24 protein-coding genes are annotated in these 26,475 nt (G+C 63.3%); 9 read left to right on the top strand and 15 right to left on the bottom strand.

Going from position 1 to position 26,475, the window contains the following annotated elements; genetic code table 11:
• Window positions 1–15: 15 nt before the first annotated feature.
• The 3 genes from NKH70_RS19935 to recA form a co-directional block, all read right to left on the bottom strand.
• Window positions 16–810: a PhzF family phenazine biosynthesis protein gene (locus tag NKH70_RS19935; protein WP_352714714.1), complete on the bottom strand. Its 795-nt coding sequence runs from the start codon at window positions 808–810 to the stop codon at window positions 16–18.
• Window positions 811–874: 64 nt separating this feature from the next.
• Entirely contained in the window at window positions 875–3,541 is a 2,667-nt protein-coding gene (gene alaS / locus NKH70_RS19930) for an alanine--tRNA ligase (RefSeq protein ID WP_352715217.1), read from the bottom strand.
• A 259-nt stretch (window positions 3,542–3,800) separates the two neighbouring features.
• Window positions 3,801–4,898 carry a recombinase RecA gene (gene recA / locus NKH70_RS19925; protein ID WP_023717366.1) on the bottom strand — a complete coding sequence of 366 codons (1,098 nt, stop codon included), beginning with the start codon at window positions 4,896–4,898 and terminating at the stop codon, window positions 3,801–3,803.
• Window positions 4,899–5,176: 278 nt separating this feature from the next.
• Here recA and NKH70_RS19920 point away from each other — a divergent pair, with 278 nt between their 5' ends.
• Complete coding sequence (locus NKH70_RS19920; protein WP_353025875.1) at window positions 5,177–6,109, top strand: carbohydrate kinase family protein; 933 nt, start codon at window positions 5,177–5,179, stop codon at window positions 6,107–6,109.
• A 34-nt stretch (window positions 6,110–6,143) separates the two neighbouring features.
• Here the strand turns inward: NKH70_RS19920 and NKH70_RS19915 are convergent, their stop codons facing one another.
• On the bottom strand, window positions 6,144–6,467 hold the full coding sequence (locus NKH70_RS19915) for a TfoX/Sxy family protein (RefSeq protein ID WP_353025873.1): 324 nt from the start codon (window positions 6,465–6,467) through the stop codon (window positions 6,144–6,146).
• A 90-nt stretch (window positions 6,468–6,557) separates the two neighbouring features.
• On the opposite strand from NKH70_RS19915, the gene NKH70_RS19910 reads away from it, so the two are divergent.
• Complete coding sequence (locus NKH70_RS19910; RefSeq protein ID WP_352978867.1) at window positions 6,558–7,055, top strand: GFA family protein; 498 nt, start codon at window positions 6,558–6,560, stop codon at window positions 7,053–7,055.
• Between the two features lie 181 nt (window positions 7,056–7,236).
• On the opposite strand, the gene sufA is transcribed toward NKH70_RS19910, so the two are convergent.
• The 7 genes from sufA to NKH70_RS19875 all read right to left on the bottom strand — a co-directional run bounded on the left by sufA (window position 7,237) and on the right by NKH70_RS19875 (window position 14,385).
• A complete protein-coding gene (gene sufA / locus NKH70_RS19905) occupies window positions 7,237–7,617 on the bottom strand; it encodes a Fe-S cluster assembly scaffold SufA (RefSeq protein ID WP_006206001.1) in 381 nt (126 codons plus the stop codon).
• A gap of 110 nt (window positions 7,618–7,727) precedes the next feature.
• A complete protein-coding gene (locus NKH70_RS19900) occupies window positions 7,728–8,120 on the bottom strand; it encodes an SUF system Fe-S cluster assembly protein (protein WP_352977436.1) in 393 nt (130 codons plus the stop codon).
• 5 nt (window positions 8,121–8,125) lie between these two features.
• A complete protein-coding gene (locus NKH70_RS19895) occupies window positions 8,126–9,367 on the bottom strand; it encodes a cysteine desulfurase (RefSeq protein ID WP_353025871.1) in 1,242 nt (413 codons plus the stop codon).
• Between the two features lie 51 nt (window positions 9,368–9,418).
• Window positions 9,419–10,687 carry a Fe-S cluster assembly protein SufD gene (gene sufD / locus NKH70_RS19890; protein ID WP_352977433.1) on the bottom strand — a complete coding sequence of 423 codons (1,269 nt, stop codon included), beginning with the start codon at window positions 10,685–10,687 and terminating at the stop codon, window positions 9,419–9,421.
• A 43-nt stretch (window positions 10,688–10,730) separates the two neighbouring features.
• Complete coding sequence (gene sufC / locus NKH70_RS19885) at window positions 10,731–11,486, bottom strand: Fe-S cluster assembly ATPase SufC (protein ID WP_352977432.1); 756 nt, start codon at window positions 11,484–11,486, stop codon at window positions 10,731–10,733.
• A gap of 30 nt (window positions 11,487–11,516) precedes the next feature.
• Window positions 11,517–13,034: a Fe-S cluster assembly protein SufB gene (gene sufB, locus NKH70_RS19880; protein WP_352977431.1), complete on the bottom strand. Its 1,518-nt coding sequence runs from the start codon at window positions 13,032–13,034 to the stop codon at window positions 11,517–11,519.
• Between the two features lie 187 nt (window positions 13,035–13,221).
• Window positions 13,222–14,385 (bottom strand): cysteine desulfurase family protein, encoded by a 1,164-nt coding sequence (locus tag NKH70_RS19875; RefSeq protein ID WP_352977430.1) that lies wholly within the window; start codon window positions 14,383–14,385, stop codon window positions 13,222–13,224.
• Between the two features lie 237 nt (window positions 14,386–14,622).
• Here NKH70_RS19875 and NKH70_RS19870 point away from each other — a divergent pair, with 237 nt between their 5' ends.
• Window positions 14,623–15,297, top strand: coding sequence for an alpha/beta hydrolase (locus NKH70_RS19870; protein ID WP_023674683.1), 675 nt, complete (start codon window positions 14,623–14,625; stop codon window positions 15,295–15,297).
• Between the two features lie 6 nt (window positions 15,298–15,303).
• Window positions 15,304–15,954, top strand: coding sequence for an FMN-binding negative transcriptional regulator (locus NKH70_RS19865; RefSeq protein WP_352977429.1), 651 nt, complete (start codon window positions 15,304–15,306; stop codon window positions 15,952–15,954).
• 41 nt (window positions 15,955–15,995) lie between these two features.
• On the opposite strand, the gene NKH70_RS19860 is transcribed toward NKH70_RS19865, so the two are convergent.
• From NKH70_RS19860 to NKH70_RS19850, 3 genes are all read right to left on the bottom strand, one after another.
• The gene (locus NKH70_RS19860; RefSeq protein ID WP_023717355.1) at window positions 15,996–16,328 is read right to left on the bottom strand and encodes a lipid-A-disaccharide synthase N-terminal domain-containing protein; all 333 of its coding nucleotides are present in this window, start codon (window positions 16,326–16,328) and stop codon (window positions 15,996–15,998) included.
• Window positions 16,321–17,049: a glycosyltransferase family 2 protein gene (locus NKH70_RS19855; protein ID WP_352977428.1), complete on the bottom strand. Its 729-nt coding sequence runs from the start codon at window positions 17,047–17,049 to the stop codon at window positions 16,321–16,323. Before NKH70_RS19855 ends, NKH70_RS19860 begins: the two co-directional genes overlap by 8 nt.
• Window positions 17,050–17,165: 116 nt before the next feature.
• Window positions 17,166–17,351 carry a hypothetical protein gene (locus tag NKH70_RS19850; protein WP_352977427.1) on the bottom strand — a complete coding sequence of 62 codons (186 nt, stop codon included), beginning with the start codon at window positions 17,349–17,351 and terminating at the stop codon, window positions 17,166–17,168.
• Here NKH70_RS19850 and tyrS point away from each other — a divergent pair.
• Window positions 17,338–18,591, top strand: a complete 1,254-nt coding sequence (tyrS, locus tag NKH70_RS19845) for a tyrosine--tRNA ligase (protein WP_352977426.1) — start codon at window positions 17,338–17,340, stop codon at window positions 18,589–18,591. The two genes, NKH70_RS19850 and tyrS, sit on opposite strands and share 14 nt — an antisense overlap.
• Window positions 18,592–18,741: 150 nt before the next feature.
• On the opposite strand, the gene NKH70_RS19840 is transcribed toward tyrS, so the two are convergent.
• A complete protein-coding gene (locus tag NKH70_RS19840; RefSeq protein ID WP_353025867.1) occupies window positions 18,742–22,119 on the bottom strand; it encodes a hypothetical protein in 3,378 nt (1,125 codons plus the stop codon).
• A 96-nt stretch (window positions 22,120–22,215) separates the two neighbouring features.
• Between NKH70_RS19840 and NKH70_RS19835 the strand changes: the two genes are divergently transcribed.
• The 4 genes from NKH70_RS19835 (at window position 22,216) to NKH70_RS19820 (ending at window position 26,474) form a co-directional block, all read left to right on the top strand.
• On the top strand, window positions 22,216–22,683 hold the full coding sequence (locus tag NKH70_RS19835) for a peroxiredoxin (protein WP_352977424.1): 468 nt from the start codon (window positions 22,216–22,218) through the stop codon (window positions 22,681–22,683).
• Window positions 22,684–22,798: 115 nt separating this feature from the next.
• Window positions 22,799–24,079, top strand: coding sequence for a M23 family metallopeptidase (locus NKH70_RS19830; protein ID WP_352714739.1), 1,281 nt, complete (start codon window positions 22,799–22,801; stop codon window positions 24,077–24,079).
• Window positions 24,080–24,300: 221 nt separating this feature from the next.
• The gene (locus NKH70_RS19825) at window positions 24,301–25,737 is read left to right on the top strand and encodes an FAD-binding oxidoreductase (protein ID WP_352714740.1); all 1,437 of its coding nucleotides are present in this window, start codon (window positions 24,301–24,303) and stop codon (window positions 25,735–25,737) included.
• Window positions 25,734–26,474 (top strand): FadR/GntR family transcriptional regulator, encoded by a 741-nt coding sequence (locus NKH70_RS19820; protein WP_352714741.1) that lies wholly within the window; start codon window positions 25,734–25,736, stop codon window positions 26,472–26,474. The genes NKH70_RS19825 and NKH70_RS19820 overlap by 4 nt, the downstream gene beginning before the upstream one ends.
• Window position 26,475: the final 1 nt, after the last annotated feature.

Below are 26,475 nucleotides of genomic sequence, written 5' to 3'. Positions count from 1 at the left end.
ACTGCGAAATACCGCTCATTCGGGAAGGTAAATCTCCGCCTTCATGAAGGTCTTCGCACGGCCTGTGATCAGCACGCGATCTCCGGCCAGTTCGCATTGCAAATGCCCGCCGCGCTGCGAGCATTGGAATGCCGACAGACGCGTCTTGGCGAGTTTTTCAGACCAATAAGGCACCAGCGTCGCATGAATGGAGCCGGTTACCGGATCCTCGGGAATGCCCGCCCAGGGCACGAAATAACGCGAGACGAAATCGTGGGCTCGCCCAGCCGCGGTAATGACCAGGCCGAGAGGATGAAAGGTTCCGATCCTGAGCAGATCGGGAACAAAAGATCGCACGGTTGTCTCGTCGGCAAGCTCGACAAACAGGTTCTCGAAATTGCGGAAGCTCGCAACCGGCCGCTGAGGCAATATCGCTTGCAACGCCGAGTTCAGCTCTTCCTCGATGGGCTGCGGCGGAAAACACGGCAGATCGAGCTGATAGGTCTCTTCCCGCCGGGAAACCCGCAGTTCGCCCACCCGGGTGGCGAAGGCCATTTCGCCCTGACCATTGTATTCCGTAGTCAGCACATGGGCGGCCGCAAGAGTGGCATGGCCGCAAAAGTCGACTTCATGGACCGGCGTGAACCAGCGCAAATCCCAACCTTTGCCATTCGGCCGCACGAACGCCGTTTCAGCAAGATTGTTTTCGTTGGCAATGGCCTGCATTACCTCCTCCGACAGCCACTCCTCCAGAAGGAGAACGGCGGCAGGGTTGCCCTGGAAGGCCCGTTCGGCAAAGGCATCGACCTGATACATCGTCAGCGTCGGCATATCGGCCCTCAAAGATATCCGCTGGGCGGCGCGCCATTTAGGCCGTGCCGCCCCCGGTGCAGGTTCACGCCGCTTCGAGAGCCGCTTTCACCGCAGCGATCGCGTCTTCGGCCTTCGAGCCGTCCGGGCCGCCGGCCTGAGCCATATCGGGTCGCCCGCCGCCGCCCTGCCCGCCCAATGCCGCGGACGCGACGCGCACCAGATCGATGGCGCTGAAGCGGCCGGTCAGATCATCGGTGACGGCGACGACGACGCTCGCCTTGTTGTCCTCGCCGGCGCCGACAAAGACGACGACGCCGGAGCCGAGCGACTTCTTGCCGGCATCGGCCAGCGGCTTCAAATCCTTTGGCGAGATGCCCGATACCGCCTTGCCGAGAAAGCCGACACCGGCAATGGTTTCGTTTTCCGCAGGCACACCGGCAGGCGAGCGATCGCCGAGCGCCAGCTTCTTGCGCGCCTCGGTCAGCTCCTTTTCGAGCTTCTTGCGCTCGTCGAGCAGCGCCTCGACGCGGGCCGGCACATCGGCCGGCGAAATCTTCAGCGCGGCAGCGGCTGCCTTCAGCCGCTTGTCCTGTTCGTCGAGATGCTTTCTGGCGGCTTCGCCGGTCAACGCCTCGATGCGGCGCACGCCGGCAGCGACCGCACTGTCGGACACGATGCGCACCAGACCGATATCGCCGGTCGCCCTGACATGGGTGCCGCCGCATAGTTCGACCGAATAAGGCCGGTTGGCCTTGGCGCCATGCAAGCCCGTGCCCATCGAAACGACGCGCACTTCATCGCCATATTTCTCGCCAAACAGCGCCATGGCGCCTTCGGCGATGGCGTCGTCGACGGACATCAGCCGCGTGGTCACTGGGCCGTTCTGAACGACGATCTCGTTTGCCATGCGCTCGACCTCTTCGAGCTCGTCCGGCGAGATCGGTTTGTTGTGGGAGATGTCGAAGCGCAGACGCTCGGGCGCGACCAGCGAGCCCTTCTGCGCGACATGGGTACCCAGCACCTCGCGCAGCGCCTCATGGATCAGATGCGTGGCGGAATGGTTCGCGCGCAGCCCGGAGCGGCGCGCGTGGTCTACCTTCAGCTCGACGGTCGCGCCCGTCTTGACGGTGCCGTTGGCCACCTTGCCGAGATGGACGAAAAGCCCATCGGCCTTCTTTTGGGTATCGGATATCTCGATCGAGAACCCGTCGCCTGAAATGACGCCGGTATCGCCCATCTGGCCACCGGATTCGCCATAGAACGGCGTCTGGTTGACAACCACGGCAACGGCGTCACCTTTGCCGGCGCTGTCGACGGTCTTGCCGTCCCTGACCAGCGCCTGGATGAGGCCTTCCGCCTGCTCGGTCTCATAACCCAGGAATTCGGTGGCGCCGGTCTTGTCGCGCACCGCGAACCACACCGTCTCGGTTGCGGCTTCACCGGAACCAGCCCAGCTTTTGCGCGCCTCCGCCTTCTGCCGCTCCATTGCCTCGGTGAAGCCGGCAAGGTTGACCGAGATGTTGCGCTGGCGCAGCGCGTCCTGCGTCAGATCGAGCGGAAAGCCGTAGGTGTCGTAGAGCTTGAACGCTGTCTCGCCATCCAGCATGTCGCCGGAGGCCAGCCTTTCCGTCGCCTCCGAAAGCAAGCCCAAGCCGCGCACCAGCGTCTTGCGGAAACGGGTTTCCTCAAGCTTCAGCGTCTCGGTGATCATCTGTTCGCCGCGCACCAGTTCCGGGTAGGCTTGGCCCATCTCGCGGACCAGCGCCGGCACCACGCGCCACATCAGCGGATCGCGGGCGCCGAGCAACTGCGCATGGCGCATGGCGCGGCGCATGATGCGACGAAGCACGTAGCCGCGGCCTTCGTTGGATGGCAGCACGCCGTCGGCCACCAGGAAGCAGGACGAACGCAAATGGTCGGCGATGACGCGGAACGATGCGACGGTGTCCGCATCCGGACCTTTGCCAAGCGCCGACGACGCAGCGTCGATCAGGTGGCGGAACAGGTCGGTTTCGAAGACGCTTTCAACCCCTTGCAAGATGGAGGCCATGCGCTCGAGGCCCATGCCTGTGTCGATCGACGGACGCGGCAGGTCGACGCGCTCGTCCTTCGTCACCTGTTCATACTGCATGAACACCAGGTTCCAGAATTCGAGGAAACGGTCGCCATCCTCCTCGGGGCTGCCGGGAGGGCCGCCCCAGATATGCTCGCCACGGTCGATGAATATCTCCGAACACGGCCCGCAAGGTCCGGTGTCGCCCATTGCCCAGAAATTGTCCGAAGTCGCGATGCGGATGATGCGATCGTCGGAAAAGCCGGCGATCTTCTTCCAATACGAGGCCGCCTCGTCGTCGGTGTGGTAGACTGTGACCAGCAGTTTGTCCTTCTTCAGGCCGAACTCCCTGGTGATCAGGTTCCAGGCAAGCTCTATGGCCCGCTCCTTGAAATAGTCGCCGAAGGAGAAGTTGCCGAGCATCTCGAAGAAGGTCAGGTGGCGCGCAGTGTAGCCGACATTGTCGAGGTCGTTGTGCTTGCCGCCGGCGCGAACACTCTTCTGGGCAGTCGTGGCGCGCGAATAGGGCCGCTTCTCCAGACCGGTGAAAACGTTCTTGAACTGCACCATGCCGGCATTGGTGAACATCAGCGTCGGGTCATTGCGCGGCACCAGTGGGCTCGACGCGACGACCTCGTGACCTTCCTTGCGAAAATAGTCGAGAAATGCCGACCGGATCTCGTTGACGCCACTCATGAATACTGCCTTTTCGAGAGAACCGCCGGCTGCCGGCGGAAAATAGACATGGCCTTTTAGCGGTCGCACCGCAGCCTGTCCAGAAACACCAAATGGGCTCAAATCCCGGCTTTCACCAGCGCTTTGAAATGCGTCTGACTCGCCGTCAAACGCGAACCGCCGGCACGGGGCCGGCGGTTCGAAACGCATCGATTACGCAAACTCAAAATCAAAACATCAAATCGAAACCTGGCTGACGCTCCGCGAGGCGTCGCTTGCCCTACATCGCCCCGGCGTCGTCCTCGAAACCGTCGTCGCTGCTTTCGGAGCCGCCGTTTTCAAGGAATTTCTCAGCGATCAGCCCGGCATTCTGCCTCAGCGCCAGCTCGATCTCGCGCGCCGTGTCGGGATTGTCGCGCAGGAACAGTTTTGCGTTTTCGCGGCCCTGGCCGAGACGCTGCGAATTGTAGGAGAACCAGGCGCCCGACTTTTCGACCACGCCCGCCTTGACGCCGAGATCGACCAGCTCGCCGGTCTTGGAGACGCCCTCGCCATACATGATGTCGAACTCGACCACCTTGAAGGGCGGCGCCAGCTTGTTCTTGACGACCTTGACGCGGGTCTGGTTGCCGACGACCTCGTCGCGATCCTTGACCGAGCCGATGCGCCGGATGTCGAGGCGGACCGAAGCATAGAATTTCAGCGCATTGCCGCCGGTCGTCGTCTCGGGCGACCCGAACATGACGCCGATCTTCATGCGGATCTGGTTGATGAAGATGACCATGGTGTTGGAGCGCGAGATCGAGGCGGTGAGCTTGCGCAGCGCCTGGCTCATCAGGCGGGCCTGCAGGCCGGGCAGCGAATCGCCCATCTCGCCTTCGATTTCCGCCCGCGGCGTCAGCGCCGCCACCGAATCGACCACCAGCACGTCGATGGCGCCGGAGCGCACCAGCGTGTCGCAGATCTCCAGCGCCTGCTCGCCGGTATCGGGCTGCGAGATCAGCAGGTTTTCAAGATCGACGCCGAGCTTGCGGGCATAGACCGGGTCGAGCGCATGCTCGGCATCGACGAAGGCGCAGATGCCGCCCTTCTTCTGGGCTTCGGCCACTGTGTGCAGCGCCAGCGTCGTCTTGCCCGAGCTTTCCGGCCCGTAGATCTCGACGATGCGGCCGCGCGGCAGGCCGCCGACGCCAAGCGCGATATCCAGCCCAAGCGAGCCGGTCGGCACCGTTTCGATCTCGACAACCTGCTCGTTCGCGCCGAGCCGCATGATCGAGCCCTTGCCGAAGGCACGCTCGATTTGCGACAGCGCCGCATCCAGAGCCTTTGATTTGTCCACCGCTTTGTCCTCTACAAGCCGCAAAGAATTCTGAGCCATGATACATCACCCCGTGGTCGTCAATGGAGGCCGGACAATCCCGCAATCCCTTAAAAGAATGTACCTCATTTGTTCTTATTTGTCAATGAGCACCAAGGGCTTGAAAAATAATGGATATCCATATTTGTTCTATTTTTGTTTCGCAATTTTGCTTCCGGATATATCCCGCCTCGCATGCTGCGCCGTTGCCGTCACCATCCGAATCGGACCCGCGATTGCAGGGTTCCGCCCGGCGACCTAGTCTCCTCCCGGGCAACAGCTAAGGGCATTTTGCCGGCATGATGAAATCCCCGACGATCCTGGCCGTGGGCGGCGCCTATATCGAGCGGCGCGGCCGGGTTGCCGGCGCCTTCGTGCCAGCCGCCTTGAACCCCGGCACGATGCACGAGCATGTTGGTGGCGCCGTCTTCAACGCCTTGCGCTGGGCGATGCGGCGCGGCGTCTCGGCCTCGTTGCTATCGGTGCGCGGCGGCGATGCCCTTGGCGACACGGTTTTACGCGCCGTCACCGAGGCCGGCATTGTCGACCTGTCGGCGGTGTTCCTCGACCGGGCAACGCCAAGCCATACGATCCTGATCGATAGCGACGGCCGGCTGATCGCCGGCCTTGCCGACTTGGTGCTCTACGAGCTGGCGCTTCCCAAGCAGATCCGCCGCGCCAAGGTGCGGGAAGCGATCGGTTCGGCCGACGCGGTGTTGTGCGATGCCAACCTGCCGTCTTCCGCGCTGGAGCGGCTGGCGGCACTCGCCGCCGGCAAGCCGGTGTTTGCGCTTGCAGTCTCGCCCAGCAAAGCGGCGCGGCTGACGCCGGTGCTTGACCTTCTGGCGATGGCCTTCATGAACCGGCACGAGGCCGGCGTGCTCGCCGGCGCCGACATCGATGCTGGCGATCAAGGTATCGTCGACGGCCTGAGACGCGCCGGCCTGAAGAGCGGCGTGATCACCGCCGGCGACGGACCGGTGCTCGGTTTCGGCGAATTGGGCGCGTTCTCGATCTCGCCACCGCCGCTACAAAAGCGGACCGATGCCACCGGCGCCGGGGACGCGCTGGCCGGCGCCACGGTCGCCGCCCTGCTACGCGGCCTGACACTGCGCGAAGCTTTGCGTGAAGGCGTTGCCGCCGCTATGCTCGCCATCGAGAGCGCCGCCTTCACCAGCGCTGGCTTTGCCGAGGCGCTGGCGCTCGTGCCCGAGGCGCGCGAACTGGCGTGAAATGCGGCCCGGAACTGCCGAAGCATGGCGCAGCCTATTTGCCGGCGCGCCGTCCTGCCTCGTAGGCCCGGCGCGCCCAGATCGCCATCTCGTCGGGATCGTCGAAAGCGCTGTCGGGAACGCTCCAATAGGGCATCGACACGAGCTTGCCGTGGCGCGAGCCGGTATAGGTCCATTGCCGGCAGCCGGCCGCTTCGAAATCCGGTGCGCTTTCGGCGTCTGCCTTCAGCATCAGTTCGCCACGGATGACGATGGCGACGATGACGCCGTCGAAATAGATGCCCTTGCCGCCGAACAGCTTGCGGATGCTGACCGGGCCGAGGCCTTCGAAAAGCTGTTCTATGCGCTCATTGTCCATGGGTCGATCATGTCACCCGGATTTCCCCTTGTCATCGACGCAACCGGAACCATCCTGACAAGTTCAGAATCAATTTCGTCGGAGTTTCTCATGCCGCTTCTGCTCAAAGGGTCCTGCCGGTGTAATGCCGTGCGTTTCGAGGTGGAAAGCCACACGCCGGTGCCGTTCATGCTGTGCTACTGCTCGATCTGCCGCAAGCAGCAGGGCGGTGGCGGTTTTGCCATCAATCTCGGCGCCGATTACGAGACGTTGAAAATCCAGGGCAAGCGCCATCTCGGCGTCTACCGGGCCGAGATCGAGGACGACGAGCACCCGCACCGCGAAACCTCGACGGGCGAGCGGAACTTCTGCACGAAATGCGGGACGGCACTCTGGCTCTACGACCCGACCTGGCCGGAGCTGGTGCATCCCTTCGCCTCGGCGATCGACACGGACCTGCCGAAGCCGCCGGAGAAGGTGCATCTGATGCTGAAATACAAGGCGAATTGGGTCGAGCCGGACATCGGCAAGGGCGATAAGGTTTTCGATGTCTACCCGGAGGAGTCAATCGCAGACTGGCACAAGCGAACGGGGATGTGGGTGGATTAGCGTTTCTTCTCCCCGTTCGCTATCGCGTATGGGCAAGCGCCCCCTCACCCGGATTGCCAACCGAATTGCCAAGGGCAATTCGGGGCAATCCGACCTCTCCCCGAGGGGAGAAGGTGGCCCGAAGGGCCGGATGAGGGGGCTCCCGTATGCGATTGCCGCCGGGGACGGCGAAGGAAAAGCCTCAGGCGGAAGCGCGTGCCTCGGCCAGTGCCTTCAGGTCGGCCGGCTTCAACTCGACCGATTCGCCGCAGCCGCAGGCCGAGCTCTGGTTCGGGTTGCGAAAGGTGAAGCCGGTGCGCAACGTCGTCTGCTCGAAGTCCATCTCGGTGCCGAACAGGAAAAGTGCTGCCTCCGGCGCGACATAGACGTGGGCGCCATCGCGCTCGATATGGTCGTCCTTGGTGTTGGGTTCGGTCACCAGATCGACCGTATATTCCATGCCGGCGCAGCCGCCCTTCTTGATGCCAAGGCGAATGCCATGCGCATTCTCACGGGTCGCGACGATCTCGCGCACCCGGTCGGCGGCCTTTTCGGTCATCGTGATGACGGCGAAGCGTCCCATTTTTTCCTTCTCCATTGCGCGCAGGTTCAAGGCCTGCCGAATGATTCCTCACCTAAAATGGTGAAGTTTTGTACCCGGCGCAAGTGCGCCAGCCTCTGGCTGGTCGTATGTTAATACCACCCCACCGCCACCTGCGCCTCTTCCGACATGCGGTCGGGCGACCAGGGCGGGTCGAAGGTCATGTTGACCTCGACGCCGGAGACGCCCTCGACGGCGCCGACGGCGTTTTCGACCCAGCCCGGCATTTCGCCGGCCACCGGGCAGCCCGGCGCGGTCAGCGTCATGTCGATCTTGACCGAGCGGTCGTCCTCGATGTCGATCTTGTAGACGAGGCCGAGTTCGTAGATGTCGGCCGGGATTTCCGGGTCGTAGACCGTCTTCAGCGCCGAGACGATGTCGTCGGTCAGCCGCGCCAGTTCGTCGGCGGGAATCGTTGATCCGGAAACCGCCGCATTGGTCATCGTTTCCGAAGCGGTCTCGGCGGTGTGGCTGGCATCGTCCATGATCGTCACCCGAAGAACTTTCGCGCCTTTTCCAGCGCATCGGCCAAAGCATCGACTTCGGCCCTGGTATTGTACATGCCGAACGACGCCCTGCATGTGGATGTTACGCCGAAGCGTTTCAACAGCGGCTGGGCGCAATGCGTGCCGGCGCGGACCGCCACGCCCTGCCGGTCGATGACCATCGACACGTCATGGGCGTGGATGCCCTGCAGCTCGAACGAGATGATGGCGCCCTTGCCCGGCGCATCGCCGAAGATGCGCAGTGAATTGATGGCGCGCAGTTTTTGATGCGCATAATCCTTCAGATCGGCCTCATGAGCGGCGATGCGCTCGCGGCCGATCTTTTCCATGTATTCCAGCGCAGCACCAAGCCCGATCGCCTGGACGATCGGCGGCGTGCCGGCCTCGAAACGGTGCGGCGGATCGTTATAGGTGACGATGTCTTGCGTCACCTCCTCGATCATCTCGCCGCCGCCCATGAACGGGCGCATGCGCTCCAGAATACCCTTCTTGCCGTAGAGCACGCCGATGCCCGACGGGCCATAGACCTTGTGGCCGGTGAAGACGAAGAAATCGCAGTCGAGATCCTGCACGTCGATCGGCATATGCACGGCGCTCTGGCTGCCGTCGACCAGCACCGGAATGCCGCGCGCGTGCGCAATGCGCACGATCTCCTTGATCGGCGTCACCGTGCCCAGCGCATTCGACATATGGGTGATGGCGACCAGCTTTGTCCGGTCTGTCAGCCGCTTTTCGAATTCCTCGATGTGGAAGACGCCGAGATCGTCGACCGGCACCCATACCAGCTTGGCGCCCTGCCGCTCGCGGATGAAATGCCACGGCACGATGTTGGAGTGGTGCTCCATGATCGAGAGCACGATCTCGTCGCCTTCGCCGATATTGGGCATGCCGAAGCCGTAGGCGACCGTGTTGATCGCCGCCGTGGTGTTCGAGGTGAAGACGATGTTGTCGGTGCTTGGCGCGTTGAGGAAACGGCGCACCGTCTCGCGAGCCTTCTCATAAGCGTCGGTCGCGGCATTCGACAGGAAATGCAGGCCGCGATGGACGTTGGCATATTCCTGGGAATAGGCGTGCTGGATAGCGTCGAGCACGGCCTGCGGCTTCTGCGCCGAGGCGCCATTGTCGAGATAGACCAGCGGTTTTCCGTAGACTTGCCGCGACAGGATCGGGAAGTCGCGGCGGATCGCCTCGACGTCATAGGGGATGTTTTCGACTTTCTGGTCCATCACAAGCTCTCTCGAGGCACCGCCTCATTCCGTCCAGCACCCCTCAGCCACCTACCCGTGCGCCACGAACCAGTTGTCGAGCCGTGCTTCCAGCGCCTCGACGATGGCCTCGTCATCCAGTTCCTCGATCACCTCGGCGACGAAGGCCTTGACCAGCAGGCCGCGCGCAGTCTTCTCGTCGATGCCGCGCGCCATCAGGTAAAACAGATGGCTGTGGTCGATCTCGGTGACGGTCGCGCCATGGCCGCAGATGACGTCGTCGGCAAAGATTTCGAGCTCCGGCTTGGTCGAGAACTCGCCGTCGTCCGACAAAAGCAGCGTGTTGCAGGCCATCTTGGCGTTGGTCTTCTGCGCATATTGGTGGACGTTGATGCGGCCCTGGAAGACGCCGCGCGCGCTGCCGGTCACCACGTTGCGGATGACTTCGGTCGAGGCGGTATGCGGCACGGCGTGGTCAAGCACCATGGTGACGTCGGTATGGGTGTCGCCGGCGAGCAGATTGATACCACGCAGCGTGAATTCGGCGCCCTCGCCGGTCGTCTTCACAACGACCTCCTGGCGGACCAGCTTGCCGCCGGCATTCATCACGAACAGCGTCAGTTTCGAATTCTTACCGAGATGCGCCTTGAACTGAGCGAGATGCGTTGCCGTATCCGGCTGCTCCTGCACGACCAGCCATGTCACTTCGGCGCCCTCGCCAAGCACAAGCTGGCTGACCGAACTGACCAGCGCCGCCCCCTCGCCTGCCTGGCGTTCGACGACGACAGCCCTGGCGCCGGCACCGACACGGACGGCCAAGCGTACATGCGTCTGTCCACCGGCCTGCAAATTCTGCAGTTCGAGCGGCTTTTTCAGTTGGGTACCGTCAGCGATATCGACGAAATAGCCGTCGGCGACAAAGGCAGTGTTCAGCGCGCCGATGGCATCGTCGCTGCCATAGGAATCCAGCCCGGGGGCGATGCTGCCGTCGGTCAGCTTTTCCGACAGGCGCTGCACGGCAACGCCTTCGATATCGGGCAGTTTCGTACTCGAAACGCCGTTCAGCACCGGCAAAACGCTGGAGCCTTCGACGATCGGCGCAATGGCTTTCGCGACCGCTGCCGGATCGAAGTCCGGCACCGAGGTCAGCAGCCGGCGCAGGTCTGTGTAATGCCAGGATTCGATGCGCCGCGTCGGCAGGCCGCCCTTGATCGCCTCGATGGCGTCGTCGCGCTTCAGCATCACCGCGCCGTCGCCGGGCAGCAGCGACAGCCGCTCGCCGAAGGCGTCGATCAGCGCCGTTTCGGCCAATGTTCGCTGGGGTGTCGTGTGCATATTCATCAGTATCGCCTTGTTTGGCTTGCCTTCCGGGCCTGCTGGCATCTCACGCGGCTTGCCCGATCACACCGGCATAGCCATTGGCCTCGAGGTCGAGCGCCAGCGACTTGTCGCCCGACTTGATCACCTGGCCTCTGTAGAGCACGTGCACCGTATCAGGCACGATGTATTGGAGCAGGCGCTGGTAGTGGGTGATGACGACGATGGCCCGGTCCGGCGAGCGCAGCGTGTTGACGCCGTCCGCGACGATCTTCAGCGCATCGATATCGAGGCCGGAATCGGTCTCGTCGAGGACGCAGAGTTTCGGCTCAAGCAGCTTCATCTGCAGGATCTCGGCGCGCTTCTTCTCGCCGCCGGAAAAGCCGACATTGAGCGGCCGCTTCAGCATCGCCATGTCCATGTTCAGCGAGCCGGCGGCATCCTTCACCCGCTTCAGGAATTCCGGGATCTTCAGCGGTTCTTCGCCGCGCGCCTTGCGCTGCTCGTTCATCGCCACTTTCAGGAATTCCATCGTCGCCACCCCCGGTATCTCCATCGGATACTGGAAGGCGAGGAAGATGCCGGCGGTTGCGCGCTCGGCCGGATCCATTTCGAGGATCGACTGGCCGTTGTAGAGGATGTCGCCCTCGGTGACCTCATAATCCTCGCGCCCGGCAAGGATGTAGGACAGCGTCGACTTTCCCGAGCCGTTCGGCCCCATGATGGCGGCGACCTCGCCGGCCCTGACCGTGAGGTTCAGGCCGCGAATGATCTCGGTGCCGTCATCGACGATGCGGGCATGGAGGTTTCTGATTTCAAGCATTCTTATTCTTTCCTGAAAGTTCTTTATCGGTCAGCCGACCGAGCCCTCGAGGCTAATCCCGATCAGCTTCTGCGCCTCGACCGCGAACTCCATCGGCAGTTGCTGGATGACGTCCTTGACGAAGCCGTTGACGATCAGCGCGATCGCCTCTTCTTCCGGAATGCCGCGCTGCATGACGTAGAATTTTTGGTCCTCGGAAATCTTCGAGGTGGTGGCTTCGTGCTCGAACTGCGCCGTCGAATTCTTGGCTTCCATGTAGGGCACAGTGTGTGCGCCGCATTGGTCGCCGATCAGCAGGGAGTCGCAGTTGGTGAAGTTGCGGGCGTTGGTCGCCTTGCGGTGTGCCGAGACCTGGCCGCGATAGGTGTTCTGCGAGAAGCCGGCGGCAATGCCCTTGGAGATGATGCGGCTCGACGTGTTCTTGCCGAGATGGATCATCTTGGTGCCGCTATCGACCTGCTGGTAGCCGTTCGAGACGGCGATCGAATAGAACTCGCCGCTGGAATCGTCGCCGCGCAGGATGCAGCTCGGATATTTCCAGGTGATAGCCGAGCCGGTCTCGACCTGCGTCCACGAAATCTTCGAACGATGGCCGCGGCAGTCGCCGCGCTTGGTGACGAAATTGTAGATGCCGCCCTTGCCCTCGGCGTCGCCGGGGTACCAGTTCTGCACCGTCGAGTATTTGATCTCGGCATCGTCGAGCGCGATCAGTTCGACCACCGCGGCGTGAAGCTGGTTCTCGTCGCGCTGCGGCGCCGTGCAGCCTTCGAGATAGGAGACATAGGCCCCCTCCTCGGCGATGATCAGCGTGCGCTCGAACTGGCCGGTGTTCTTCTCGTTCATGCGGAAATAAGTCGACAATTCCATCGGGCATCGCACGCCCTTCGGCACGAAGACGAAGGAGCCGTCGGTGAACACCGCCGAATTCAGCGTGGCGTAGAAATTGTCGGAGGTCGGCACGACCGAACCGAGATACTTCTTCACCAGTTCCGGATGCTCGCGGATGGCTTCCGAGATCGAGCAGAAGATGACGCCGGCCTGCGCCAGCTCCTTCTTGAAGGTGGTGACGACGGACACCGAATCGAACACGGCATCGACCGCAACGCGGCCGGATTTATAGACATTGTCGCTGGGTTCCTCGAGTTCCGACGCATCGGTCTTCTGCACGCCAGCGAGGATTTCCTGTTCCCTCAGCGGGATACCGAGCTTTTCGTAGACCCTCAACAGTTCGGGATCGACGTCGCTCAGCGAGGTCGGTCCCGGCGTGCTCTTGGGCGCCGCATAGTAGTAGAGGTCCTGGAAATCGATCTTCGGATAATGGACGCGTGCCCACTTCGGCTCGTCCAGCGTCACCCAGCGCCGATAGGCTTCCAGACGCCATTCCAGCATCCAGGACGGCTCGTCCTTCTTCGCCGAAATGAAGCGGATAATGTCTTCGCTCAGGCCCTTTGGGGCCTTGTCCATCGCGATTTCGGTCTGGAATCCGTATTTATACTGGTCGACGTCGATCTTTCGGACCCGATCGATCGTCTCCTGCACAGCAGGCATCAGCGTTCTCCATCCACGCCGGGGTCAAGGCCCGGCAGTTTTCAAACTATGGCACCGCAAGCGAGCACCCTTGGGCATCCGAGGCGGCGTAAGTTTCATATAGTGCGTTCATGCCGGAAATTCACCCGGCCAAATTCGAACGCACGGCTCTACCAGGCCGCAAGGCCCAAATGTTCCGTTGCCGCGCTCAGGCGGCCTTTTCCCTGTTTGCCCGCCGCGCGACGATCGTCGCCAGCGCCGAACGAAACAGCTCGATATCTTCAGCGCTGGTCGCGTGGCCGATGGACACGCGCAACGCGCCAAAGCCGTCGCCGTAACCCATGGCTTTCAGCACGCGGCTCGGCCCGACTTTGCCCGACGAACAGGCCGATCCGGCCGACAGCGCCACGCCGGCCAGGTCGAAGGCAATCTGCGCCGTCTCGGCCTTGATGCCGGCAATAGCGAAGAATGTCGTATTGGCAAGCCTTGGCGCGCCGGTCCCGAAGATTTCGGCGTCCGGAACAAGCGTTTTCACGATCGCCTCGATTTCGTCGCGACGCTGCCGCACCGCATCGATCGTTTGCAACCCGCCAGACGCCTCGCTAGCGGCCGCGCCAAACCCGGCAATCGCCGCCAGGTTTTCGGTGCCGCCGCGATGGCCTTTTTCCTGGCCACCGCCACTGACCAGCGGTTTTGGCATCATCAGGTCTGACGCCGCGACAATGGCGCCGACGCCCTTGGGACCGCCGATCTTGTGCGACGAGAGAATCAAATAGTCTGCGTAACCCGCTGACATATCGAGCGGAATGCGGCCGGCCGCCTGCACCGCATCGACAACCAGGATGCCACCCGCCGCCTTGACGATTTCGGCAATGCGGCCAATCGGCTGGATCACGCCGGTCTCGTTGTTGGCGGCGTGGATCGCTACCAGCGGCAAACCGTCGGCCTTGTCATGCGCACCGAGCGCTGCCGCCAGGGCGTCGAACCTGACGATGCCGTCGGCGTCGACGCCGATCCGCGTCACCTGCGCCGCAGGGAAGCGCCCGCCATTCAGCAGGCAGGGATGGTCAGCCTCGGACACGTAAAGCCGGCTCATGCGGACGGCGCCGCGCCCCATCTGCCAGTCCGGCGTCAGCAGCGTCGAGGCCGCTTCCGTCGCGCCGGAGGTGAACACGACATGCTCGGCTTTGGCGCTGACCAGTCGCGCCACGTCGCGCCTGGCGTCTTCGATCAGCCGCCGCGCCGCGCGGCCCTCGGCATGGACCGAGGACGGGTTGGCGACGACGTCAAGCGCAGCGATTACGGCCGCGCGCGCCGAGGTAAGCAGCGGCGCGCTGGCGTTGTAGTCGAGATAGGCGCGTGCTCCGGCCATTTCCGTCCAACTGGTCCCTTCAAAAGCCGTTCCGCGAAGATAGCGCGTTATTTCCTTGAAATTGCAAGGCAAGACGTCCTATTTACGCGGCTTGCGGCGCGGGTGGCCGAGCCACAGTTTTTGGCCGCCCAGTTTTGAACAATTCTAAACTAGCTTCTAGAAAGACGCTCGCCCTGCGTCAAGGCCTAGGGAAAGTTGTTCCGGGCGCCGCGCAATTTATGCCAAGTGGAGTATTTCATGCCTGAGGTCATTTTCACCGGTCCGGCCGGCCGCCTGGAGGGTCGCTATCAGCCCTCGAAGGAAAAGAGCGCGCCGATTGCCATCGTCCTGCACCCGCACCCCCAGTTCGGCGGGACGATGAACAACAAGATCGTCTACGACCTCTTCTACATGTTCCAGAAGCGCAATTTCACCACGCTGCGCTTCAATTTCCGCGGCATCGGCCGCAGCCAGGGCGAGTTCGACCACGGCACCGGCGAGTTGTCCGACGCCGCCGCGGCGCTCGACTGGGTGCAGTCGCTGCATCCGGATTCCAAGAGCTGCTGGGTTGCCGGCTATTCGTTCGGCTCGTGGATCGGCATGCAGCTTCTGATGCGCCGGCCCGAGATCGAGGGCTTCATCTCGGTCGCGCCGCAGCCCAATACCTATGATTTCTCGTTCCTGGCGCCATGCCCGTCGTCCGGCCTGATCATCCATGGCGATGCCGACAAGGTCGCGCCGCCCAAGGACGTGCAGGGGCTGGTCGACAAGCTGCACACGCAAAAGGGCATTACCATCACCCAGAAGACCTTGCCCGGCGCCAACCATTTCTTTGCCAACCATGCCGAGCTTCTGATCGAGGAATGCGCGGACTATCTCGATCGCCGGCTGGCCGGAGAACTTTCCGACCCACGGCCGAAGCGGCTGAGATAATCGGCGATGTACCAACCACCTCACTTCCAGGAAACACGGCAGGAGGTCCTGCACGGGCTGATCCGGGCGCATCCGCTTGGCCTGCTGGTGTCGAACGGCGCCGAGGGGCCGGTCGCCAACGCGATTCCCTTCCTGCTTGCCCCCGATGTGCCACCGAACGGCAGGCTGCGCGCCCATTTGGCCAAGGCCAATCCGCAATGGCGGCTTTTGGCCGACAATCCCCTGGCGCCGGTGCTGGTCGTCTTCCAGGGCGCCGATGCCTATGTGACGCCGTCCTGGTACGAGACCAAGCGTGAAACCGGCAAGGTGGTACCGACCTGGAACTACGCCATCGTCCAGGTGCGCGGCATCGTCACGGTGATCGAAGACCAGGATTGGCTGGCCGAGCAGATTTCCGATCTGACGATGTCGCAGGAGGGCAGCCGCTCGGCGCCATGGGCGGTGACCGACGCGCCGGCACCGTTCATCCAGTCGCAGATCAAGGGCATCGTCGGCCTGGAAATCGAAATCACCGAAATCAGCGGCAAATGGAAAGTCAGCCAGAACCGCCCGGCCGCCGACCGCGTCGGTGTCGCCGAGGGGCTCGAGAGCGAGACTGCCAACTCGGCCGACATGGTCCAGCTGGTAAGGTCCTACGGCGGGCTGGACGGCAAGTAATCTGGATTGCTTGCTCGACCGGTTTCAGGCCGGTGGCGGGCTCAATCGACCTTGGTCATCGCCGCCTTGCGCTCGTTGGCGATCAGCCAGAGATTGCGGATATAGATCAACAGGCCCATGGCCTGGCCGGCGATGAACACTGGATCCTGGCGCTGGATGGCGTAGACCAGCAGCAGGCCGCCGCCGAACAGCGAAAAGAACCAGAACGCGATCGGCACGACGCTGCGCTTGGCCTTTTCCGACGCCACCCACTGCACCAGAAAACGCATGGTGAAGAAGAACTGGGCGACGAAGCCGAGCAGAACCCAGGCATCGAATTGCTTGACGAAAACATCGTGAAGCCAGGTCGCCAATTCCTGAAGCACGTTACCCATGCCTGATTTCCTCTACTTTGGGCATTCTGCGGCGCCTGCGGCGCAGCCACCAGACGCCGGCAAGATCGAGCACGCCCTGAAGGCCGCGATCGAAGATGCCGTAATTCGATTTGCCGTAACGGCGGGAACGGTCGACGACGTCGCAATGGACGACGCGGTAGCCCTCCTGGATGACCAGCGCCGGAACAAAGCGGTGGGTGCCGTCGAAGAACGGCAATTTCCGCAAAATGTCGGTGTGGATCGCCTTGAGGCCGCAGCCGGTATCCCGCGTCTCGTCGTGCAGGATGGCTTTTCTCAGCCCGTTGGCGAAACGCGACGCCAGCTGCTTGATCTTGCTGTCGCGGCGCTTCAGACGCTGTCCCTGCGCCGCCCCGACGTCGGGACCAGCCTGCCGCAACGCGTCGATCAATACTGGGATGTAGCCGGGGTCGTTCTGGCCGTCGCCGTCGATGGTGGCGACGATATCGCCGCGCGCCGCCCAGGCACCCGAGCGCACCGAGAGCGACTGGCCGGCGGATTTTTCATGCCTGAGATGGCGCAGCGGAAACCGGCGAAGCGCTGCTTCTGCGGCAAGCACCGAAGGCGTATCGTCTGTCGAGCCGTCGTCGACGACAATGACCTCGAAGTCCCGCCCGGCCAAGGCAGTGCCGATCTCGTCGAGCAGAAGCGGCAGGTTCGCCGCCTCGTTCCGGCAAGGAATGACGATGGATATCTCCGGCATCTCGACTCTGTCACAGGATATGGCATTCGATCGATGCCGCGCGGTCCAGAGGAAGAGCCCCGCTGGCGCGGCGCCTCATTACGCCAGCCGAAACAATGACGCAAGCAGGCCGCACGCTATCCGCGCGGACGCAAAAACCGGATTCCACTTTGCTGATCGCGCAAACCCATCCGAAGCGCGATCGGACGTAAAACCGGATTCCACTTTTGCTGATCGCGCTTGAGTGCTAAACGCCCGCCTTCATGCATAGCCGGGCCGCGTTCGGCCGGAAGCCTTTCGGGAAGAAAAATGTCCGCCTTCAAATCCGATTTCCTGCGCACGATGAGCGAGCGCGGCTTCATCCACCAGACCTCGGACGATGCCGGCCTCGACCAGCTTTTCGCCACGGAGACGGTGAGCGCCTATATCGGCTTCGACGCCACCGCCAGAAGCCTGCATGCCGGGTCGCTGATCCAGATCATGATGCTTTACTGGCTGCAGCAGACCGGCCACCGGCCGATCGCGCTGATGGGCGGCGGCACCTCGATGATCGGCGATCCGTCGTTCAAGGACGAGGCGCGCAAGCTTTTGACGCCGCAGGACATCGAGAACAATCTCGCCGGCATCCGCCGCAACTTCACGCCCTACCTCAAATTTGGCAGCGGCCCCAACGACGCCGTCATGATCAACAATGCCGACTGGCTGATGGACATCAACTACGTCAATTTCCTGCGCGATGTCGGCCGGCATTTTTCGGTCAACCGCATGCTGGCGTTCGATTCGGTCAAGCTCCGGCTGGAGCGCGAGCAGTCGCTGTCGTTCCTCGAATTCAACTACATGATCCTGCAGGCCTACGACTTCGTAGAGCTCTACAAGCGCCTCGGCTGCCGGCTGCAGATGGGCGGCTCCGACCAGTGGGGCAACATCGTCAACGGCATCGATCTCGGCCATCGGATGGAAGGCGCGCAGCTCTATGCGCTGACGACGCCGCTGCTCACCACCTCCTCCGGCGCCAAGATGGGCAAGTCGGCCTCGGGCGCGGTCTGGCTCGATGCGGAAATGTTGAGCCCCTACGAGTTCTGGCAATATTGGCGCAACACCGAGGATGCCGATGTCGGCCGTTTCCTGAAGCTCTACACGACCCTGCCGCTCGCCGAGATGGCACGCCTCGGACGGCTCGGCGGCTCGGAGATCAACGAAGCCAAGAAGATCCTCGCCACCGAAATCACCGCCATGCTGCATGGCCGCGAGGCGGCGGAGGAGGCCAGCGAAACGGCGCGTAAGACGTTCGAAGAAGGCGCGCTCGCCGAAACACTGCCAACCGTCGAGGTGGGCAGGGCCGATCTTGAAGCCGGCGTCGGCATATTGTCGCTGTTCGTCACCGCCGGGCTGGCTGGGTCCAACGGCGAGGCACGGCGGCATATCCAGGGCGGCGCCGTGCGCCTCAACGATCAGCCCGTAGCCGACGATCGCCGGATGGTGACGCTGCAGGATCTTGGGCCGGAAAACGTCGCAAAACTGTCGCTCGGCAAGAAGAAGCACGTTCTGGTGCGGCCGGTTTGAGCGTCTGCTGAGATTCAGGTGAAACCGGGCCGGGACGGGCACAAGCAATGGGTCGCGGAGACCCTAGGATCCATGCCGTTACCTCTAGGCGCTGCTACGCTGAACACCACCTCACGCGGCCTCTTCGCCTCACCCGCCCACCTACCCGCCTCAGCGATACTCGAAGATCGACCGGAATATCCCGGGCGCGATTACCGATAGCGGATTGACGTCGAGGATTGGCTTGTTGGCGTTACCCCTGAGTCTGTAGGTGACGCCGATCAGGCCGCGGTCGCGGCCGTTGCCGAGCAGCGCGCCGATCAGCGGCAGTTCGCCGAAAATGCGGTTTACGCCATAGGCCGGCATGAACGTGCCGGTCATGTCCATATTGTTGTTCTGGTCGTACAGCGTGCCCTGGAAGGTGGTGCCGATACGCGAGCCGCGCAGCACGCCGTTGCGCAGCTTGAGATAGCCGCTGCCCTTGTCGATCTCGCTGAAGCCGCGCTCGAACTTCACCCTCGACGTGTCGAGATTGCCTTTGACCGCCTCGTTGAGGCTGTGGCTGTCGCCGGCCGGCGTCGTCGATACGATTGAGGCGAGCTTCGGCTCGTTGACGATAAAGAAGTCCTTGGCGTCGACCTGGCCTTTCATCGGACCGTCGCCGGCCCCAGTGAGCGCCAGCGTGATCGAGCCGCCTTCCATATGCTCGTAGATGTTGAGGAAGCGCAGTATGGCGCCGGCGTCGGCCGACTTCATGTTGAGCGTGCGCAGGCCGCCGCCGGTCGTGTTGCTGACGGTGATCGCGGCTCCCGAACTTGCTGTGGCGCTCACCTTGAGCCCGTTCACCCGGGAGCCGGCGGCGCTATAGTCGAGCTTCAGATTGGACAGCACCTCGTCGTGGAAGCCGGTCAGGGAGCTGACGTCGGCGCTGACCGAGATCGCATCGACGCCGGTGGTCTTGGTGGCGGTGTCGACATCGGACGTGAATTGCTTGATCAGCGAGCGTGCGTCCAGCGCGCTACCGCTGACCTCGACCGCATAGGCCTTGCCCGACCGCTTCACCGAGACGGCGACGTCGTCGCCCCTGTTCAACGTGACCTTGCTGAATCGGGCCGAGGACAAGGCGCCGTTGACCAGCACCGCGCTGCCGTCGATGGAGAAGCTCTTGCCGTCGAGTTCGAAATTGGACAGCGTCGTGGTGTCGCCGGTCTTCGCCATGGCGAAGACGACATTGGCGGAAATGCCGGGCCCCTTGCTCCAGCCGGCCCAGGGAATGTCCAGCCTGGCATTGGTCAGGTCCGCCGAGACGTTCTGGTTGCCGGTGCCGCTCTTGTCGATTGCCACCTTGATGGTTCCGGAAAGCAGCGTCGACAGGCCAGGCATGGCGGTGGCGCGGGTCTTGTCGTCGAGCACCAGCGCCACTTTGCGACTGCGCGGCGGGCCGCCATCCTTGAGCGGCTCGATCAGGTCGAGTTCGGCCGGAATGCCGTTGAGCAGTGCCTTGGCCGAGATCACCGCCCGGTCGGGCGCGACGGTGATCGAGCCGTCGGCATGGCTGACCGTCTGGCCCTCGAACGGCTTGCCCAGCGACAGGTCCTTGTAGTCGAGCGCCACCAGCCAATCGAGTTTGGACGAGTCGACGCCGGACTGCAGCGGAATATCGGCCTTGACGTGGCCGGTCACCGTGCCGGACAGGTCGTCCGGTAGCAGGCCGACATGGCGCATGGCGTTGATCGGGTCGTAGGATGCCAGCTCGGCGATTGCCGGTGCCTCGCCGGCGACATCGATATCGAGCGCGCCGATCACCGGCGGATGGTTCGCCGCCTTGACGGTGAGCGTGCCGTTGCTTGCCGCCACGGTGCGGCCGCTCGGCATATAGACGCTGCCCGAGGACAGCGCGACGTCGACGTCATTGCCGTGGAAGCCGACGACGCCGACGGCATCGCGGATCGGCGGAATGCGGCCGGCCGTGTCGAAGCGCGATCCTTCGACCTGGAATCGGCCGAACACTTCATCGGCTGAAAGCGGCACGCCGTTGCCGAGCCGTCCGGGTACGACCTGAAATTGCAGGCTGCCATCGACGACGCGGCCGCCGAACAGGTTCTTAAGCACCCACAGCCTGGCATTGCGCGCCGAAAACCATGGCCATAATTGCTTGACGTGCGAGACCGGCATGTCGTGGACGTTGAGCGCCACCGATATGCCCGGCGCCTGGTTGGCCACGAATGCAACCGAAGCCGTGCCCAGCACTTCGCTGCCCGGTCCGGACCGGACGCCGATCTGCTCGGCGACCAGCTTTTGGCTCGTCGGCTGGTAGACGCCTGCAATACGGGAAATGAAGCCGAGTGCCGGCTCCGGCGAATCCGAAGGCGCCAGGGTCGAACCGTCGCTGGTCAGGTCGTAACGATAGGATGGCTCCTCGCCCGCTGTGCCGGTAGCCGGCTTCGGCCCGATCGAACCGGCGAAATCGAAGGTCGAGCGGCCGGTTTTCACCAGCAAACCTTCGACCTGGATCTTGTTCGAGCCGGCGACGAGCGTTGCATCGAGATCGATGTCGGCCGGAAGCAGGCCGCGCGAACCGAGATCGAGCACCGACCCGGTCAGCGACAGGCCAGCGGTCAGCCGCGAGCCGTTTTCGCCGGCTCCTTCCGACCCCGTCAGCTTCAAGGCGATCGCGCCCAATTTGCCACCTGCTGCCGCAGCGTCGGCATCCGCCGTCTGGATGCTGGCGTCCAGCGTGGTGATGCGTCGCGTCGCCGGATCGCGGGTGGCGGAAGCGGCGATGGTAAGCGCCCTGCCGTCGACATCCGCGTCGGATGAAAACTCCATGCTTCCCGGTCCCGACTGCGAGACGGAGGCGTCGGCGATGGTGACCGACTTGACCGATCCGGTCTCGGCCAGTGCCAGCTCGACGTTGCGCAGATCGATCTGGCGCATCGAATCCTCGCGCACCGCATCGAGCGCGCGATTGAGGTTGGCGAAGACGGCGGCGGAAAGTTTTTCCGGATCGATGAGGCCGTCCTGGTTGCGCAGCCCGGCCGTCCAGTCGCCGCCGGACGGCATCGCCGCCATGACGATGTGCGCGTCGGAAATCCGGGCGCTGGTCAGCCGCACCTCGCCCGAAAGCAGCGGGATCAGCCGGATGCCGAAGCGGACCCGGCCCGCATCGGCCATCGGTTTGCCGTCGGCGGTCTTGAGGCTGACGTCGCTGACCTGCAGCGCAATGAAGCTCGACCCGTCAAGCGTCAGCCGTGCCGGCCCGACGGCAACGTCGACATCGAAGCCAGCCAATTTCTCGATTGCCGTTTCGGCTTCCGCGCGAAGCCGCTCCGAGCCGAAGCCGGACACGCCGATCGCATAGACGCCGGCGGCCGCCAGCAGCACAAGGGCGACGAGGCCGGCAAACAGCCGCGCCATCAAACGAACGCCGCGACCGATCGATGCCTGGCCGAGCGGCGGGACGCGGCACGCGGACGGAAAGGTTCCCAGGTCGGTGATCTCGTCACGCCTGAACCTGATCTTCTCGTGCTGCGGCAGCTCCTGATCCACGTAATCTTCCGTTGAAACGAATTCGATCGTGGACGAATCCCCGCTCGACATTATATCGATGCAGCCTGGCGCGTAACCTCAAACAAGGGCATCGGTATGGCTGACCTCGACGTGGGCGATGTTGCCCCGCAATTCGATCTTCCGCGCGACGGCGGCGGTTCACTCAATCTCGCCGCACTGCTGGGAAAGCCCATCGTACTCTATTTCTACCCACAGGACGACACCACAAGCTGCACCAACGAGGCGATCGGTTTTTCGCAGTTGAAGCCGGAGTTCGAAAAGGCCGGCGCCGTCGTCATCGGGCTGTCGCCGGACAGCGTCAAGAAACACGACAAATTCAAGGCGAAATACGATCTGAGCATCGACCTTGTCGCCGACGAAGAGCGCAAGGTGATCGAGGCTTACCATTTGTGGGTGGAAAAGAAGCTCTACGGCCGCACCTATATGGGCGTCGAGCGGGCGACGTTCCTGATTGGCCGGGACGGACGCATCGCCAGGATCTGGCGCAACGTCCGCGTCAAGGGGCACGCCGAAGACGTGCTGGAGGCGGTTCGCGCAATTTGAGAGCTGCGGCAGGCCGCTGCAATTCGATACCCGTTTTGCGCGAAGACAAAACTTTGTTAACCCTAATAATGTGTAATCAGGCTCGTCGTTGGTGTCGTAACGAAAGCTTGGTCCCGTGAACGTAGCCAGTCAGTCAGCGGTCTTCGGCAGACGCAAAGAGCCCCACACGGTCATCATCGCCCGGGGCGACCAGATAAGGCATTTCACCATACGCCCGTGGCTGGCTGCATTTTGCGGCTCGGCGCTGGCGGCGGTCGTCATTGGCTACCTGCTGGCGACCTCTTATCTGGTGCTGCGCGACGATCTGATCGGCGCCACGACGGCGCGGCAGGCGCGTATGCAGCAGGCCTACGAAGACCGCATCTCGGCACTGCGCAGCCAGGTCGACCGTATCACCAGCCGCCAGCTTCTCGATCAGCAACTGATGGAAACCAAGGTCAGCGAGCTGCTGGAACGGCAGAGCCAGCTCAGCCTGCGTCACGGCCGCCTCGGCCCGATCCTCGAACGAGCCGAAAATGAGGTCGCAACGCCGCCCGTGCCGACGGCAAAGCCGGACGAACACGCCGACGCGATCGGCAGCATCCAGCCGATGGCCTATTCCGTCGCCAGCCTTGCTGCCCCCCCTGCCAGCAACGACACGAGGCCGTTCTCGCTGTGGTCGACCCGCGCCGATCCGCTGCCGACCGAAAGTGCGGCCGACCGGGCAGACAAGCTCTTCGTTTCGATCAACAACTCGCTGAAGGCCATCGAGAGCCAGCAGCTCACGCGCATCGCCACACTTGCCGACAATGCCTACAAGAGCGCCGACGCGATCTCGCAGGCGCTCGAGGCCGCCGGCCTGCCCGTCGATAGCGAATTCGAAAAGAGCGACGTCGGCGGCCCGCTGATACCGCTCGACAGCTCGTTGGTCTTCGACAGCAAAGTCAAGGAGTTGGACGAAGCGCTTGACGCGCTGGATCATCTTAAAAAGGAAGCGCGCCGGCTGCCGCTCGCCAACCCCGCCCCCGGCCATAGCGTCACCAGCCCGTTCGGCGTGCGCACCGACCCCATCCTCGGCACGGCCGCCTTGCATTCCGGCATGGATTTCAGGGCGCCGGTCGGTATGCCGGCCAAGGTCACGGCAGCCGGCGTGGTCGTCAAGGCCGGCTGGAACGGCGGCTACGGCCGCATGATCGAGGTCGACCACGGCAACGGTTTTGTAACGCGTTACGGGCATCTCAGCGAAATCGACGTCGCCGTCGGCCAGAAGCTCGATGCCGGAGACATCATCGGCAAGACCGGCAACAGCGGCCGCTCGACCGGCCCGCACCTGCACTACGAGGTCCGCCACAACGGCGAGGCCATAGACCCGCTACGGTTTCTGACCGTCGGCAAGAAGGTCGCGCAGTACCTCTAGGAGCCGGGCTGCACCTCAGACGACCCAGCAATTGAGCGGCATCGGGCCTGCGCAGCCAGACCAAGGCGCCTCGCATAAGTATCCTCGGGCGATCGCCCTTCGCTCCATTCTCCCCAGCAAACATTCGGCTCCAGCCCTTGAGGCTTGTGCCCACAGCGTTGACTCCGGCATAGTTGTAGGATGATATGTATAAGCCTATGCCTTGGCCCAACAGGCTTGTAATGACCGTTCATGGTATCCCGCCTGAAATTCTGAATGCCCTGGAGGGCGCCGTCGGACAAAGCGGCGTGGCTGCCGACGCTGCCGGCATGGCGAAATACCTCTTGGACTGGTCCGGGGATCATCGCGGCGGAGCCCTTGCGGTGCTGAAGCCTGCTTCCGTCAGCGAAGTCCAGGCCGTGGTGCGGCTCTGCGGTACGCTTGGGCTCGGAATCATCCCGCAGGGCGGGAACACAGGGCTGGTGGCGGGCGCGATCGACATCTACAGCCGTGGCGCGGTGGTCGTCAGTCTGGAGCGGTTGAACGGCATCCGTCTCGTCGACGCTGACAATTTCATCCTGCAGGCCGACGCCGGCTGCATCCTGCAGCGCATCAAGGACGCGGCAGAGGCACAGGATTGCCTGTTTCCGCTGGCGCTCGGCGCACAGGGAAGCTGCCAGATTGGCGGCAATGCGGCCAGCAATGCCGGCGGCACCAACGTGCTGCGCTATGGCATGGCGCGCGATCTCATCCTCGGCCTCGAAGTCGTCCTGCCCGATGGCGAGTTGTGGAGCGGCTTTTCCGGCCTGCGCAAGGACAATCGCGGCTACGACCTGAAGCAGCTCTTCATCGGCAGCGAAGGAACGCTCGGCATCATCACCGGCGTCGAGCTCAAGCTGTTTCCGAAACCGAGCCGGGTCGAGACCGCCTATCTCGGTCTCGCCTCGTTCGAAGCGGCCATCACCCTGTTCAGGCAGGCTCGCCGGGCCTCATCCGATCTGATTTCTGCCTTCGAGATCATTGGTTCGGAGTGCATCGACCTCGCGCGCTTGATCGACGCAGACGTCGTTTCGCCGGTCGAAGCTCCCGTCCACGTGGTGATGGAACTCTCCGCAAGTGCTGCGGTCGATCTGCGCTCCATGCTGGTCGATTTCGTGGCCGGCGCCATTGAGAGCGGTCTGGTTGCTGAGGCCGTGCTTGCTGAAAGCATCGCGCAGGCCAGGGCGTTCTGGGCCATCCGGGAGGGCTTGGTCGAGGGCCAGGCAAAGCGCGGCTACCATGTGCGCACCGACCTTGCGGTCAGGATATCGGACATCCCTGCCCTCATCGATCAGGCCCGCCAATTCGTGGCGCTGGAACATCCCGGTTGGCTGCCGCAGGCCTATGGCCATGCCGGCGACGGCAACATCCATTTCAACGTCCTGCCACCACCTGGGCTCGCCGAGGGTGAAGCTCGTGCCCAAGGCGCGGAGATCACCGCCGGACTCTACCAGATCGTCGGCGCGCTTGGCGGCTCGATCAGTGCCGAGCACGGTATCGGCCGCACCCGCCATCGCACTTTCTGGGCCGGCCTGGCGCCTGCCCATCGCCGGCTCATCACGGCCCTCAAAACGACGATCGACCCTCAGGGATCGATGAATCCCGGCTGCCTGCTGCCACCGACGGAGACCTTTCCATGAAGCAAAGACTGGCCGCTATCGGCACGGTGGAGGCGCTGCCGCATCGCGTCGCCGCATTCCTCAGCCGCGAGATCGAATCCGGCGAGCTCAATCCGGGCACGCGGCTGCCAACCGAGCAGCAGCTCTCGGAAAAATTCGGCGTCAGCCGCAACGTGGTGCGCGAGGCGATCGCTCAACTCAGGGCCGATGGCATGATCGAAGCCCGGCAAGGCGTCGGCGCCTTCGTGCTGGCGCCGGAGCAGCGCGCGTCGATCCGCATCGATGGCGAGGCGCTGAAAGCGACCGGGAATATGGAGCGGCTGTTTGAGCTGCGTTGCATACTGGAAGCCGAGTCAGCCGCGCTCGCCGCCGAGCGGCGTGGGCAGGAGCACCTCGATGCGATCAAGGCGGCGCTCGACCGGATGAGCGGCGAGGAGCGCTGGCAAGAGGGTAGCATCGACGCCGATCTTTTGTTCCATCGCGAAATCGCGCGGGCAACCGGCAACAATTACATCCACACCTTTATCTCTTTCGTTTGCGAGCAGATCCGCCGCTCGATCCACTACGCGCGTCTCACCAATCCGCTGCACGACCTGGTCGAAGTCAATGTCGGGGAGCATGTGCGCATCTACGAGGCGCTGGTCGCGGGCGATCCCACGGCCGCCGAGGCGGCGATGCGCGCCCACATCATCGGCGCCGCCGACCGCGTCGGCGTCAAGCTGCCGGCATCGCGCGCCGCGCACAGCACAGGGAGATAGC

Origin of the sequence: Mesorhizobium sp. M0991 (assembly GCF_040318915.1) — a bacterium.
Classification (GTDB): domain Bacteria; phylum Pseudomonadota; class Alphaproteobacteria; order Rhizobiales; family Rhizobiaceae; genus Mesorhizobium.
The sequence above is the reverse complement of the archived record's forward strand: the minus strand, read 5'-3'. Positions and strand labels throughout refer to the sequence as shown.